Source organism: Brevundimonas alba (assembly GCF_011927945.1).
In the GTDB taxonomy this organism is placed as follows: Bacteria; Pseudomonadota; Alphaproteobacteria; order Caulobacterales; family Caulobacteraceae; genus Brevundimonas; species Brevundimonas alba.
Map to the genome: position 1 here is coordinate 1,333,265 of NZ_JAATJM010000001.1, position 13,070 is coordinate 1,346,334.

Annotated in this window: 14 protein-coding genes; 7 read left to right on the top strand and 7 right to left on the bottom strand. The window is 70.2% G+C overall.

Annotated elements, in window-relative coordinates:
• Window positions 1-170: 170 nt before the first annotated feature.
• Entirely contained in the window at window positions 171-689 is a 519-nt protein-coding gene (gene gcrA / locus GGQ87_RS06615; protein WP_168045880.1) for a cell cycle sigma 70 cofactor GcrA, read from the bottom strand.
• Between the two features lie 217 nt (window positions 690-906).
• On the opposite strand from gcrA, the gene GGQ87_RS06620 reads away from it, so the two are divergent.
• Window positions 907-1,728 carry an ABC transporter permease gene (locus tag GGQ87_RS06620; protein WP_168045881.1) on the top strand — a complete coding sequence of 274 codons (822 nt, stop codon included), beginning with the start codon at window positions 907-909 and terminating at the stop codon, window positions 1,726-1,728.
• Here GGQ87_RS06620 and GGQ87_RS06625 read toward each other — a convergent pair.
• Window positions 1,725-1,934, bottom strand: coding sequence for a hypothetical protein (locus GGQ87_RS06625; protein ID WP_168045882.1), 210 nt, complete (start codon window positions 1,932-1,934; stop codon window positions 1,725-1,727). The two genes, GGQ87_RS06620 and GGQ87_RS06625, sit on opposite strands and share 4 nt — an antisense overlap.
• A gap of 167 nt (window positions 1,935-2,101) precedes the next feature.
• Here GGQ87_RS06625 and GGQ87_RS06630 point away from each other — a divergent pair, with 167 nt between their 5' ends.
• On the top strand, window positions 2,102-3,295 hold the full coding sequence (locus GGQ87_RS06630) for an aspartate aminotransferase family protein (protein ID WP_342448315.1): 1,194 nt from the start codon (window positions 2,102-2,104) through the stop codon (window positions 3,293-3,295).
• A complete protein-coding gene (gene argF / locus GGQ87_RS06635) occupies window positions 3,292-4,212 on the top strand; it encodes an ornithine carbamoyltransferase (protein ID WP_168047380.1) in 921 nt (306 codons plus the stop codon). Before GGQ87_RS06630 ends, argF begins: the two co-directional genes overlap by 4 nt.
• 3 nt (window positions 4,213-4,215) lie before the next feature.
• Here the strand turns inward: argF and GGQ87_RS06640 are convergent, their stop codons facing one another.
• Together GGQ87_RS06640 and GGQ87_RS06645 are read right to left on the bottom strand one after the other, a co-directional pair.
• Entirely contained in the window at window positions 4,216-4,725 is a 510-nt protein-coding gene (locus tag GGQ87_RS06640; RefSeq protein ID WP_168045883.1) for a pyridoxamine 5'-phosphate oxidase family protein, read from the bottom strand.
• A 58-nt stretch (window positions 4,726-4,783) separates the two neighbouring features.
• A complete protein-coding gene (locus tag GGQ87_RS06645; RefSeq protein WP_168045884.1) occupies window positions 4,784-4,990 on the bottom strand; it encodes a hypothetical protein in 207 nt (68 codons plus the stop codon).
• Window positions 4,991-5,208: 218 nt separating this feature from the next.
• On the opposite strand from GGQ87_RS06645, the gene GGQ87_RS06650 reads away from it, so the two are divergent.
• The 4 genes from GGQ87_RS06650 to GGQ87_RS06665 all read left to right on the top strand — a co-directional run bounded on the left by GGQ87_RS06650 (window position 5,209) and on the right by GGQ87_RS06665 (window position 10,221).
• Window positions 5,209-8,082 carry an SEL1-like repeat protein gene (locus tag GGQ87_RS06650; protein WP_342448316.1) on the top strand — a complete coding sequence of 958 codons (2,874 nt, stop codon included), beginning with the start codon at window positions 5,209-5,211 and terminating at the stop codon, window positions 8,080-8,082.
• A gap of 122 nt (window positions 8,083-8,204) precedes the next feature.
• Complete coding sequence (locus GGQ87_RS06655; RefSeq protein ID WP_168045885.1) at window positions 8,205-9,128, top strand: sulfite exporter TauE/SafE family protein; 924 nt, start codon at window positions 8,205-8,207, stop codon at window positions 9,126-9,128.
• Window positions 9,125-9,934, top strand: a complete 810-nt coding sequence (locus tag GGQ87_RS06660) for a TIGR02186 family protein (RefSeq protein WP_168045886.1) — start codon at window positions 9,125-9,127, stop codon at window positions 9,932-9,934. Before GGQ87_RS06655 ends, GGQ87_RS06660 begins: the two co-directional genes overlap by 4 nt.
• Window positions 9,935-10,014: 80 nt before the next feature.
• On the top strand, window positions 10,015-10,221 hold the full coding sequence (locus tag GGQ87_RS06665) for a hypothetical protein (protein WP_168045887.1): 207 nt from the start codon (window positions 10,015-10,017) through the stop codon (window positions 10,219-10,221).
• A 4-nt stretch (window positions 10,222-10,225) separates the two neighbouring features.
• On the opposite strand, the gene hisC is transcribed toward GGQ87_RS06665, so the two are convergent.
• Genes hisC through GGQ87_RS06680 form a run of 3 tightly spaced genes read right to left on the bottom strand, consistent with a single transcriptional unit; the run spans window position 10,226 to window position 13,067 of the window.
• Window positions 10,226-11,320 carry a histidinol-phosphate transaminase gene (gene hisC, locus GGQ87_RS06670; protein WP_168045888.1) on the bottom strand — a complete coding sequence of 365 codons (1,095 nt, stop codon included), beginning with the start codon at window positions 11,318-11,320 and terminating at the stop codon, window positions 10,226-10,228.
• A 14-nt stretch (window positions 11,321-11,334) separates the two neighbouring features.
• Entirely contained in the window at window positions 11,335-12,018 is a 684-nt protein-coding gene (locus GGQ87_RS06675) for a hypothetical protein (RefSeq protein WP_168045889.1), read from the bottom strand.
• Window positions 12,018-13,067 (bottom strand): DUF2125 domain-containing protein, encoded by a 1,050-nt coding sequence (locus GGQ87_RS06680; RefSeq protein ID WP_168045890.1) that lies wholly within the window; start codon window positions 13,065-13,067, stop codon window positions 12,018-12,020. The genes GGQ87_RS06675 and GGQ87_RS06680 overlap by 1 nt, the downstream gene beginning before the upstream one ends.
• Window positions 13,068-13,070 lie beyond the last annotated feature (3 nt).

Below are 13,070 nucleotides of genomic sequence, written 5' to 3' on the forward strand. Positions count from 1 at the left end.
GTCAACCCGGAGAACCGCAGCCCCGCCCCTGACTCACCACCGCATGCGGGTGCGGCGGCGAGGCGGACGGCGGCTCCATAGGAGCCATTCGTGACAGCCATGTGGCTGAAAACATCAACGGTCGCCCGCGCTCAAACAGCGAGCGACCGTGTCGTGAGCGGTAGCGCTTGTCAGATGTAGCGGCGCAGGCTGCGGGCCAGTTCGGACGCGCCGTCCTTGCCGCCCTTGCGGACCTGCGGCTGGTAGGCGACGCGGGCATGCTCGACGCAGTAGACGCCTTCCGAGGACCGGCGGCCGCAGAAGCTGAACTCGTTCGAGGACGGGTCGCCGATGGGCCATTTGCACATGTGGGCGCCGAGCGTCATCACCGTGGCGGTGCCGGGCAGGTCGGGCATCGGCGCGGGCACAGAGGCCTGAACCGGACGCGGCTGGACCGCCTCGATGCGGCGCGGGGCCGACGGAGCCTGGGTCGGCTGGGCCGCCGGGCGCGGACGCGACGGGCGGAAGGTGGCGCGAGCCGGCTGCGACGGGGCGGCCCGCCCCGACAAGCCGAGGCGGTGCACCTTGCCGATGACGGCGTTGCGGGTGACCCCGCCGCCGAGCTGTTTGGCGATCTGGCTCGCCGACTGGCCTTCCAGCCAGAGCTTCTTCAGCGCGCCGACGCGGTCTTCGGTCCAGCCTGCGGTCATAGCCACCCTCCGGGGTCTCGGATTCAATATATGGGGTCGAGCCATCCCTCCCGGGCTCTCGACCTACCACTAATCGTAAACGAGGCCCTAACGGACGCAAGATGTGCGAATCAGTCCGTCCACAGAAACCAGATGTAGACGTGGTTAACGGCGCGGCGGCCGGAAGGGCCTTTCAGCGCCCCTTGCGAACCGGGCGGCGCCAGCGCATCTGCGGCCCATGACCGATCTGAGCTCGACCCGCCCCGCCGGACTGCCGCAGCCGCGCCGCTACGACGGCGTCAACTGGGTGGGGGTGAAGACCCTCTATCTTCGCGAGGTGCGCCGCTTCTGGAAGGTCGGGGCCCAGACCGTCGCGGCGCCGGTGGTCACTACGCTTCTCTACATGCTGGTCTTTGTGGTCGCCCTGAAGGGGGCACGGCCGCCGCTGCACGGCACGCCCTTCGCCGAGTTCGTGGCCCCCGGCCTGATCATGATGGCGGTGCTGAACAACGCCTTCGCCAACGCCTCGTCCAGCCTGATCCAGGCCAAGATCATGGGCACCTCGACGGACTTCCTGACGCCGCCGCTCAGTCCGCTGGAGCTGACCATCGGCTTCTCGCTCGGCGCCGCCACCCGCGGCATCGTCGTCGGACTGGTGACCGCCGTCTGCGTCCTGCCCTTCGCGCGCCTCGGCGTGGCCAATGTCGCGGCCATCGTCTGGTTCGCCCTCACGGCCTCGCTGATGATGGGAATGATCGGCGTCTTCGCCGGCCTCTGGGCCGAGAAATTCGACCAGCTCGCCGCCGTTCAGAACTTTCTGATCATGCCGATGACCTTCCTGAGCGGCACCTTCTATCTGGTCGACAACCTGCCCGAGCCGTTCGCGACGATCAGCCACTTCAACCCGATCTTCTACATGATCGACGGCTTCCGTTACGGCTTCATCGGCCACGCCGAGGGCAGCCTCTGGATCGGCGTGATCATGAGCGCCGTGCTGACGCTAGCCATGTCGTACGCCTGCTGGCGCGTCTTCAAGTCCGGCTGGCGGCTGAAGAGCTAGCGGTTCTCCCGGCCCCGGTCGTCCGGGTCCACTGCTCCGCCCGGGCCGGCGTTGTTCTCGACATCGCCCTCGACGGTGCTGTCGCCCTCGATCTCGTCCAGTCCCTCGCTCCGGTTCAGGCCCGGAGACTGGCCGATGCCCGGGTTGCGCTCCAGATCGTCGGGCCCCTTCACGGGCTGGTCCTGCGGGTCTGGGTGGTTGGACATGGCGGTCTCCTTTCGTGCGCCGTCAACCAGCCGTTTCGCGGCCGGTTCCGGTCGTCGGGCCGTGGTGTTGACTAACCCCGCCCCCCGTCCGACAAGGCCTGACCCTTTTTCAAGCGGTCCCGACGCCTTCCGCGCCGGGGCCGTCTCGCTTTTGGAGGTCTGCTCCCGTGTCCACTGAACATCTGATGGGTGTCTACAACCGCGCGCCGCTGGAGGTGGATCGTGGTCAGGGCGCGCGTCTGTGGGCGAAGGACGGGACCGAATACCTCGACTGCGTCATGGGCATCTCGACCAATGCGCTCGGACACGCCAATCCGATCCTCGTCCAGGCCGTCAAGGATCAGGCGGAGAAGCTCTGGCACGTCTCCAACATCTTCAAGATTCCCGGTCAGGAAGCGCTCGCGGATGCGCTCTGCGACAAGTCGTTCGCCGACGTGGTCTTCTTCACCAATTCCGGCACGGAAGCCGTCGAGTGCGCCCTGAAGACGGCGCGCCGCCACCACGTCGCCAACGGCCAGCCCGAGCGGATCGACATCTACGGCTTCGACGGCTCGTTCCACGGCCGCACCTATGGCGCGATCAACGCCGCGGCCAACCCCAGCTACACCGAGGGCTTCGGACCGAAGATGGAGGGGTTCCACCAGCTGGTCTGGGGCGACAAGGAGGCCCTTGAGGCCGCGTTCCGCAATCCGACCACCTGCGCCGTCATCCTCGAACCCGTGCAGGGTGAGGGCGGCTGCCGCGCAACGCCCGACGAGGACCTGCGCTGGATGCGCCAGATGGCCGACGAGACCGGCGTCCTGATCATCTTCGACGAGGTCCAGTGCGGCATGGGCCGGACCGGCAAGCTTTGGGCCCACGAATGGGCCGGCATGACGCCCGACATCATGGCCGTGGCGAAAGCCCTCGGCGGCGGCTTCCCGATCGGCGCCTGCCTCGCCACCGCCCACGCGGCCAAGGGCATGACGGTCGGGGTGCACGGCTCGACCTTCGGCGGCAACCCGCTGGCCATGGCCGTCGGCGGCGCGGCCTTCGGCGAAATCTCCAAGCCGGAGACCCTGGCCCACGTCAACGAGATCGCCGGCTATCTGAAGCAGCAGCTGCACGGCCTCGCCCAGCGCTTCCCCGACATCATCGTCGACGTGCGGGGCAAGGGCCTGCTGCTCGGCGTCAAGCTGGTGCCGAACAACCGCGAATTCATGGGCTGGGCCCGCGACACGCAGCAGCTGCTGGTCGCCGGCGGCGGCGACAACTGCGTCCGCATCCTGCCGCCCCTGAACCTGACCCTCGAAGAGGCCCGCGAGGCCGTCGAACGCTTCGAGAAGACCTGCGAAGTCGCACGCGGCAAGCTGGCGGCCTGACCATGGTCCGCCACTTCCTCGACCTGTACCGCCTCGAAGCCGAGGAACTGCGCGCCATCCTCGACGACGCCCACGCCCGCAAACAGGCGCGCAAGGGCTGGCCCAAGGGCCGCGTCGACGCCGATGCGCCCGCTCGCGACCGCGTCCTCGCCATGGTGTTCGAGAAGAACTCGACCCGCACCCGCTTCAGCTTCGACGCGGCCATCCGCCAGCTGGGCGGGGCCTCGATCATCGCCAATGCCGACGATATGCAGCTGGGCCGCGGCGAGCCGGTCGAGGACACCTCCCGCGTCCTGTCGCGCATGGTCGACGCCGTGATGATCCGCGCCAACAGCCACGAGGACGTCGAACGTTTCGCCCGCGTCGCAACCGTACCGGTGATCAACGGCCTGACGGACCGCTCGCACCCCTGCCAGATCCTCGCCGACATCCTGACCATCGAGGAGGCCCGCGGCCCCATCGCCGGCAAGACGATCGCGTGGGTCGGGGACGGCAACAACGTCTGCCACAGCTTCATGCACGCCGCGCCCAAGCTCGGCTTCCACCTGCAGGTCGCCTGCCCGGCGGACTACCATCCCGATCTGCACGACCTCGCCCGCGGCGGAAACCACGTCAGCCTGACCAGTGACCCGCGCGAGGCGGTGCAGGGCGCCGACGTCGTCGTCACCGACACCTGGGTGTCGATGGGCGATCAGGACTATGAAGCCCGGCTCGAGGCCTTCGACGGCTACGGCGTAGATGACGGCCTGATGGAGGCCGCCGCCGCCGATGCGGTCTTCCTCCACTGCCTCCCCGCCCACCGCGGCGAGGAAGTCACCGACGCCGTCATCGACGGCCCCAGCTCCCTCGTCTGGGACGAGGCCGAAAACCGCATCCACGCCCAGAAGGCCGTGCTGGCCTGGTGTTTCGCCGGCTGACGCCTACTGCAGGTTCACATCCGCCACGCCGCCCGAATCCGGCAGAGTCTTCGTCGCATTGGCCTTGGCGATCTCGTAGGCGAATTTGAAGAAGCCGCCCTCGTTGACCCAGACCCGGCCGTCGTCGGCGTCGAACTTCAGGATGGTCAGCTTCGGATCGTCCTTTCCCTCAGGATACCAGGCGGCCAGCACCGGGTTCCAGTAGCGGTCGACGATCTCGCGGTCATGGCCGTGCACCGACAGCTCGCCGTGGATGCAGGCCCAGACGTTCTGGTCCTTCGAGCCATAGTGGAACATGGCGCTCTGCCCCGTTCCCACCGCCGCGTCCTTCGCCAGATCGGTATCGTCGCGGGTGAAGAACCAGATCGTGCCCGTCTCCTGCTCGCGGAAGGCGGTCATCGGCTGGGCGTGGTAGCCCGGCTGGTCTAGGCCCAGCAGGCCGGTGTTCGACTTCTTGAGGCTGTCCCAGAAGGCGTCCTCGGCTTCGGCGGCGGTCAGAGTCTTGTCGGCCATGTCGGCGTCTCCTGATCTTGGGGGTCGATCAGGAATGGCTCGGCCTGTCGCCGGTTCCCTAGCGGCCCCGCTGCGGCAGGCCCGCGAGCGCGGCCAGATGCACCAGCAGCAGCACGACCACCGCGGCCGACAGGATCATGATGAAGCGCCACGGGACCATGCGCACGCCGAGGTGCGGCTGGGCCGGCCTTGCGCCTCGCCAGCCCGCGAACACGGCGGCGGCTATGAAGGCGGCGATCAGGCCGAGGGTCACGGACATGGTCATGGCCGCTGACTGGCGCGCCCCGGGCGTACGCGCAAGCGCCAAACTCCTTTCGGAGGCGTTAATCTTCACGCCCCGTTAACGCTTCCGGCGCGAGACTCCGGAGCGGTGTGAGGGCTTTCCACAGGAAGATGGTCGGCCCCTACATCTTGGGGTTAACCGCGCGTTTACACCCCTGATCTGGATGAGTAGCCTTGAGTCAAAGGTCGGGAGGCGAATCAGTGAGCGCAGCCGCGCCGTGGAGCGTAAAGGGGATCGAGCCCCGGGCGCGTGAGATCGCCAAGGACCTCGCCCGCCGCTCCGGCATGACCCTGGGCGAGTGGCTCAACACCATGATCATGGAAGACGGCGACGATGACGAGGGCGTCGTGCCCCTGTCGCGCCGTCCCCACGCCGCCGAAAGCTTCGATCGCCGTGGCCGCAGCCGCCGCGTCGATGACGCCTATGGCGGCGCCGAGGAGCCGTGGCACCGTCTCGGCGCCTCCATCGACGCCATCGCCAGCCGCCTCGAGGCGGCCGAGCGCCGCTCGACCGTGGCGATCCAGGGCGTGGACCAGGCCGTCTCCGGCCTCGTTCGCCGCCTCGACGGCCAGGAAGAGACGGACCGCTCGACCGGCCGCCGCATCGACGACATCGCCGAGGAACTGCGCGAGGGCCATCGCCGCCTGCGCCGCTTCGAGCAGGAAGTCGGGCCCAAGACCGCCGAAACCTTCGGCAAGGTCGAGACCACCCTCGGCGCGCTCGCCGGTCGGCTCTACGACATCGAGGAGCGCCAGCGCGGCAGCGTCAACGAACTGCGCCAGCGTATGGATGCGGTTGAAAAGGTCGCCGGTCCCGGCGTCGGCTCGGACATGCTGGCCCAGGTCGGCCAGCGTCTCGATCAGGCCCAGACCCGCACCACCGAGGCCCTGCGCGGGCTGGAGCGCTCCTTCGCTGATCTGGACCAGCGCCTCCGCGCCGCCGAGTCCCGCGTCGAGCCGGAAAGCGTCCGCGAGGCCGCGCGTTTCGAGAAACTCGCCGAAACCCTCAGCCGTCAGGTCGAGGCCAATCGCGCCGAGATGATGCGCCGGATGGACACGGCCGAGACCGAAGGCCGGATGGACCGCATCGAGCGCGCCGTCCTCGCCATCGGCGATCAGGTCAAGGCGTCCGAGGAACGCTCCGCCCGGGCCGTCGAGGCCATGGGCCACGAAGTCCTGCGCATCGCCCAGAACCTCAACGGCCGCGTCGGCGCCATCGAGACCGACGGCGCCGCCCGTCTGGAACAACTCACCGAAGTCGTCAGCCGCAAGGTCGAAACCGACATGGGCCGTCTGGCCCAGGGTCTGGAGCAGCGCCTCGTCGCCGCCGACGACCGTCATGCCCTCGCCCTCGAGAAGCTTGGCGGCGAGATCACCCGCATCTCCGACCGGCTCAGCGAGCGCATCGCCCAGTCCGAGCGCCGCTCGCAGCAGGCGCTGGAAGACATCGGCCGCCGCCTCGTCGACAGCTCCAGCCGCATCGAGCAGCACTACGACCGCGCCTCGGGCGAACTGGCCGAGCGCATGCGTATGTCGGAAGAGCGCACCGCCGCCCTGATCGCCGAGGCCCGCCAGAACATCGGCCGCCGCGCCGAGCCCACGCCTGCGCCCCCGCCCGAGACGGCTCAGCCGGACTGGCGCGCCGCGGCCTTCCCCGACGCTGCATTCCCCGACGCCGCCTTCCCTGAGGCGTCCTACGCCGAACCGGCCTATCCGGAGCCCGCCGCCTTCGACCCGGCCGACGCCGGCTACGACGATCCGGTGTTCGCGGAACAGCAGGCCTGGTCCGCCGAGCTCGCCCCGCCCGATCCGGAGCCGGAACCCGCAGCCCGCTCGGGCGACGAACCGCTGACGGCCGACGCCGTCTTCGACGCCATCATGCGCGGTCCGCTCGCCGCCGGCGCCCAGCCCGCGACTCCGTTCGGCAGCCGCGCGCCCGAACCCACCTTCGCCGAGCCGACGTTCGCGGAGGAGGTGAGCGCGCCGCCGGCCCACCCCCAAGCCCAGCCGCAGCCGCAGACCTTCACCCCGCCGCCGGTCGCGGCCCAGCCCGCCTTCGGTCAGGGCTTCGGCGGCGCCGACGTCTCCGACGCACTGGCCGCCACCGCGCCCGAGGCCTTCGATTCCGGCCACGAGGACTTCGCCGCCGAGACCGATTTCGTCGATCCGCGCGCCCTTCGCGCCGCCGCTGCCCAGGGCCGCGCCTCCTCGACGCGTCAGGCCATCGACGCTGCTCGCGCCGCCATGGCCGCGCCGGAGGAAGCTCCCGCCCGCTCCGGCTTCGGCCTCAAGCGCGGCGGCAAGTCCAGGCTGCAGGAGCGGCTCGACAAACAGGCCAAGGGTGGCGACACCGTTCGCAAGGCGCTCGGCGCGTCGGCCGTGGCCGTGCTGCTGACCGCCGGCGGCGCCGCAGCCTTCGGCGAACTGACCGGCATGGGGATCAACATTCCCGGTCTGGGCGGATCGGCCGGCGATAACGAGGCCCAGCCGATCGCCGCCCTCGCCATCACCCCGACCGACGCGGTCGCCGTCGATCCGGTCAAAGGCGCCGACCTGTATCGTCAGGCCGTCGAACTGCTCGACGCCGACGACGCGACGGGGATCGACGTGCTGAAACAGGCCGCCGGTCTCGGCAACGCTCCGGCCCAGCTGCACCTCGCCGGCCTGTATCAGGAAGGCGGCAAGGGTCTGACGGCCAGCCCCCGCGAAGCCCGCGTCTGGGCGCGCAAGGCGGCCGACAGCGGCGACGCCCGCGGCATGCACGCCTACGGCATGTATCTGTTCGACGGCGTCGGCGGCGCGCAGGATCGCGGCGAGGCGCTCAACTGGCTCCGCAAGGCGGCCGAGCGCGGCCTCGTCGACAGCCAGTTCAACGTCGCCAAACTCTATGAGAGTGGCGACGAAGGCATCCAGCCCGACCTCGGCGAAGCCTACAAATGGTACCTGATCGCGGCGCGCGCCGGCGACGGCGACGCCCAGGCGGCGGTCGAGCGGCTGCGCATCGCCATCCCGGCGCCCGAGCGCGGCGCGGCCCGTGCGGCGGCGGACGCCTTCCAGGTCGAGCCGCTCGCCTGAGGCGGGTGGGCGCCTAGCCTTTCTGGCGCGTGCGGTGGCGGTCTCCGCCGCATGAGTCTAGGACACACAGTCACCGTCGCCTTTCCGGCGCCTAGCCTCAGTTCCAGCCGAAGGCGCGTCCTTTGGATATCTATCTGCCGATCGCCGAGGTTTCGGTGAACTGGCCGCTCCTGGTCCTGCTGGGAGCGACGGTCGGATTCGTGTCCGGGCTATTCGGCATCGGCGGCGGCTTCCTGATGGCCCCGATCCTGATCTTCCTCGGCATCCCGCCCTCGGTCGCCGTGGCCAGCCAGGCCAGCCATGTCGTCGCCTCCTCGACCTCCGGCGTGATCAGCTACACCAAACAGAAGGCGGTCGATTACCGCATCGGCGGCGTCATGGCCCTGGGCGGGGTCATCGGCGCGCTGCTCGGGGTCGAGCTGTTCCGCTATCTGCGCCTGCTCGGCCAGGCCGATCTGGCCGTCGCCCTGTCATACCTGCTGTTCCTCGGCGCCATCGGCACGCTCATGCTCTATGAGAGCCTCGGCCAGATCCTGCGCCGGGTGCGCGGGGAGGTCATCCCGCACAAGGAACGGCGCCGGCCGCTGTGGCTCTACGGCCTGCCGCTGCGCATGCGCTTCCCGCGCTCCGGCCTCTACATCAGCGCCATTCCGCCATTCGCCCTCGGCGCCTTCGCCGGCGTGCTCTCTGCCATCATGGGGGTCGGCGGCGGCTTCATCCTCGTCCCCGCCATGCTCTATGTGCTGCGGATGCGCGCCAGCGTCGTGGTCGGCACCAGCCTGTTCCAGATCATCGTCACCACCGCCATGACGACCATCCTGCAGGCGGGCCGCAACCAGACCGTGGACATCGTCCTGTCGACCATCCTGCTGCTGGGCGGCGTCGTCGGGGCCCAGTACGGCGCCCGGCTGTCGGGCCGTTTCCGCGCCGAGGAACTGCGCGCCGTGCTCGGCCTGATCGTGCTGCTGGTCGGCATCCAGATGGGGCTGGAACTGTTCGTACGCCCGTCGGACCTGTTCGCCTTCGCCCCCGGGATCGCGGGATGATCGCCGCCCTGCCGCCGCCCCCGCCGACGATTCAGGCCCCGGCGCCCGAGCGGTCCGCCGCGACCACCGGGCAGGTCCGCGTCGCCGCCGCCATGACCGACGCGCAGGTCCGGGTGGACTCGAGCTTCCGCGGCGCCACGATCGTCCTCTACGGCGCGGTCTTCAATCCGACCGATGCGCCCACCGACGTCGTCGTCGTGGTGCGCGGACCGGACGCTCCCGTCCGACTGGTCAAGAAGACCCGCAACATGGGCGTCTGGCTGAACAGCCGCCCCGTCCTGTTCGAGGGCGCGCCCGGCTTCTACATGACCGCCTCGACACGGTCGCTCGGCGACATCGCCGACTTCGGCCAGCTGCGCCGGCTCGGCGTCGGCGTCGACCACCTGCGCATCAACGCCCCGCAGGAAAGCCGCACCGTCACCCGCTACGGCGTGCGCGACGTCGTCGTCAGCCGGCTGGGCGAGGACTATCTGGACTGGCGCCGCGCGGTCATCCGCCTGCGCGAGGCGGCGGCGCTCTACAACACCGATCCGGATGGCGTGGAGTTCGTCGACCAAGGCCTGTTCCGGGCCGAGATCGACCTGCCCGCGGTCGCCCCCACCGGCCAGTATTTCGCCGAGGTCTGGCTGTTCCAGGACGGCGAACCCGTCTCTGTTTCCAACCTCACCCTGACCGTCGAAAAGGTCGGCATCGAGCGCGACATCTTCGAGTTCGCGCATAACCGGCCGTGGACCTACGGCATCCTCTGCGTGCTTCTGGCGGCGCTGACGGGATGGCTCGCCAGCCGCATCTTCCGGCGCTCCTGATCCTCTCGCGGGTTAACCACCCTGCCCGGGAACTTCCCCGCAAAGGCCAAGGTTATGCCTCCGCAATGGAGGGTTCCGTCATGCGTAAGCTGTTCAGCCTCACTGTTCTCGCCGCCGCCATGGCGACCGCCACCGCGGCCCAGGCGCCCAACGCTCCGGTGCAGCGGAACGACCTCTGCTACATCGAATGCCAGTACCGCTGCTACGCCCAGTATCCGGGCGGCGGACCGGCCTGGACCCAGTGCTACATCGCCTGCGCCCAGACCAAATGCTCGTCGGGGGGCTGATCCGTCAGCCGGCGGCGAACTCGCTGAGGGCGTCCAGCACCGCACGATTCTGATCCTCGGTGCCGATGGTGATGCGCAGGCAGTCGGGAAGGCCGTAGCCGCCGACCGGGCGCACGATCACCCCCTTCGAGTTCAGATAGTCGTTGGCGCCCTGCGCCTGCGCCGCATCGCTGAAGCGGACCAGCACGAAATTCCCCGCGCTGGGCAGCACCTCGAAGCCGAAGCCCCGGATGGCCTGCGTCATCCGCGGCCGCCAGGTCTGAATCAGGTCGCGCGACGCCTGCTGGTGCGCCTCGTCGCCCAGCGCCGCCACCGCCGCCTCGATGCCCGGCACCGAGACGTTGAACGGAAGGCGGATGCGGTCGACCGCTTCGGCCACCTTCAGCGGCGCATAGCCGAAGCCGATGCGCAGCCCGCCCAGCCCATGGATCTTGGAGAAGGTGCGGGTGACGACGATGTTCTCGCTGTCGCGCGCCAGCGGGAAGCTGGTCTCCCAGTCCGGCTCGGTGACGTATTCGGCATAGGCCTCGTCGATGACCAGCAGGATGTCTGGCCGCAGCCCCTCGTGCAGCCGCCGGATTTCCTCGGCCGTGTTGTAGCTGCCGGTCGGGTTGGACGGGCTCGAGACGTAAACGATGCGGGTCCGCTCATCGACCTCGGCCAGCAGCGCCTCGGGCGTCGCCTTGAACTGCGGCTCCGGCGCCAGCTTGACCGACGCCTGATTGGCAAGGGCGCTGATGCGATAGGCGAGGAAGCCGTACTGGCCCGTCACGATGTTGTCGCCCGGCGTCAGATAGGTCTGGTTCAGCAGGGCGAAGACCTCGTCCGAGCCGTTGCCGAAGATCAGCCGCTCCGGCTCCAGCCCGTGATGATCCGCCACCGCCCCGCGCAGCTTGGTCGCCCGGCCGTCGGGATAAATGTGGATGTTGCGGACCGCCGCCTCGAACGCCTCGCGCGCCTTCTGGCCCGCCCCCAGCATATTCTCGTTGGACGACAACTTCATCGGTTCGGCCACGCCCTCGATGCGCGACTTGCCGCCGACATAGGGGGCGATGTCGAGGATTCCGGGCTTGGGCGCGGGCGCGGTTGCGTCGGTCATGAAGGTCCTCGAAATCAGAACAGGGGCGCGGCGCCGATGACGCCGGTCAGCGATCCGGGCGCGTCGTGCAGCCGCCCGTCCTCCGCCTGCACATAGCCCGCCAGGGCGAACAGCTTCAACCCGCCGCTCTCGATCAGCGGACTGGCCGCCAGTCCCGCCTCTCCCAGCGCCGCCACGATCCGCCCCGCCGTCATCGGACTGTCGGTGACCCAGAAGGTCCGGTCGTCGCCGGTCGGCCCCGGCGCCGCCCGCTCCACCATCAGCGCCCTCGGCTGCCCCGCGCCATGGTCAGGCAGGGCGGCGGTGACGTGCAGGTCCCGCTCCGCCAGCAGCCGCCCCCACCAGGCCGAGGCCGGCGTCACATCCATCAGCGCCCGCGCCCCGTCCCGCGCCGCCGCCAGCCCCGCCTCGGGCTTGGCCGCAAGCCGCGCCGCCAGCCCGAACCGGTCCGCGGCCAGCACCTGACTCGCCGGACCCCAGACGATCAGCGGCCCGCCGTGCGCGGTCTCGATCCGGCCCAGCACCGACCGCACCGCCGCCGCCTCGGCCGGCGTCAGGCCCTGCAAGACATCCCTCTGGGCGATGGCGTCCGCGTCCGGCGACGCGCGCCGTCCCCCCGCCAGCCGCGCCCGCACGGCCGCGACGACGGCGCGGTCCTGCGCCAGCCGCGTCGGGTCCTCGGCGGGTTCCTGCAGCATCAGAACAGCTTCGGCGCGGGGGCGAGGGCGAACGGCCCCAGCCAGGTCCGGCCATTGTCGAACCGCAGCACCAGATCCATCGGCCGGGCGCCCTGTGCGCTCGCCGCCGCCGCCGCGCCCGCCGCCGCCACCCGGTTCACCGCCCCCGAGCGCGAGCCCGCCAGCCCCGCCATGGCCTCGCCGGGCCGTTCGGCGGTCAGGGCCAGCCGCCCCTCCAGCCTTCCGTCCGCCCGCGCCGACAGCGCCTCGCTGGAAATCCGCGCGCTGCTGTGTCCCGCCAGCAGCCGGCCCCGCACCGCCGTGAACCGTCCGCCCGCCTCGGTCCAGTTGGCGAACACCCCGGCGCTATCCACCCCGCGCAGCCGGCTGGCCTGTTCGATGGTCGTCTCCAGCTCGATGCTCATATGCCCCGACCGCGAGGCCGCCTCGACCGGCCCGTCCGCCCGCCCCCGCGCCTCCAGCAGGCGGAACAGCACGTCCAGCTCGTCGGTCGTCGCCGCCCCGTTCGTCAGGTGCGGCCGCATCTCGAACTGGACTCGCTCGGCCGAGGCGATGGGGAAGGGCTCCGCCCCCTGGCGCGGCGTGAAGGTCGGCCGGATCAGCTCGGCCCTCAGGTCGGGGAAGCGGTCGCGCAGATGGCTGACGCTCAGCCGGGCCCCGTCCCCGCCGATGTCGATCTGGCCCTTGCCCGCCCGGGTCAGCGTCAGCCCGTCCGGGGCGATCATCACCCAGTGTCCGGGGTTCCAGGCGTTGGCCTCCGCCACCAGTTCCGGCGCCGCGACCCCATGCCCCGACGGCGCCACGATCACCGCCTCCGGGAAGGCCAGCCGCGTCCGGAACGGCCATCCGCCCACCGACACCGGCTCGTGCGTGATCCGCCATCCGGCCCCGCGCAGCGCCTCTTCCTGCACCACCAGCCGCGTCTCGATCTGCCCGGCCAGATAGAACCACCACCCACTCCACACGGCCAGCAGCACGCCCAGCAGGACGAACGGAATGATCAGACCGCGGCGGGAATGGCGAACGGGCGGGGCGGCGGGATCGGTCATGAT

Bases quoted from the DNA above. Each gene is read 5' to 3' on its own strand.
- GGQ87_RS06675 (WP_168045889.1), bottom strand. From the start codon at position 12,018: ATGCTGCAGGAACCCGCCGAGGACCCGACGCGGCTGGCGCAGGACCGC.
- GGQ87_RS06680 (WP_168045890.1), bottom strand. From the start codon at position 13,067: ATGACCGATCCCGCCGCCCCGCCCGTTCGCCATTCCCGCCGCGGTCTG.
- hisC (WP_168045888.1), bottom strand. From the start codon at position 11,320: ATGACCGACGCAACCGCGCCCGCGCCCAAGCCCGGAATCCTCGACATC.
- gcrA (WP_168045880.1), bottom strand. From the start codon at position 689: ATGACCGCAGGCTGGACCGAAGACCGCGTCGGCGCGCTGAAGAAGCTC.
- GGQ87_RS06660 (WP_168045886.1), top strand. From the start codon at position 9,125: ATGATCGCCGCCCTGCCGCCGCCCCCGCCGACGATTCAGGCCCCGGCG.
- GGQ87_RS06665 (WP_168045887.1), top strand. From the start codon at position 10,015: ATGCGTAAGCTGTTCAGCCTCACTGTTCTCGCCGCCGCCATGGCGACC.
- GGQ87_RS06640 (WP_168045883.1), bottom strand. From the start codon at position 4,725: ATGGCCGACAAGACTCTGACCGCCGCCGAAGCCGAGGACGCCTTCTGG.
- GGQ87_RS06620 (WP_168045881.1), top strand. From the start codon at position 907: ATGACCGATCTGAGCTCGACCCGCCCCGCCGGACTGCCGCAGCCGCGC.
- GGQ87_RS06645 (WP_168045884.1), bottom strand. From the start codon at position 4,990: ATGACCATGTCCGTGACCCTCGGCCTGATCGCCGCCTTCATAGCCGCC.
- GGQ87_RS06625 (WP_168045882.1), bottom strand. From the start codon at position 1,934: ATGTCCAACCACCCAGACCCGCAGGACCAGCCCGTGAAGGGGCCCGAC.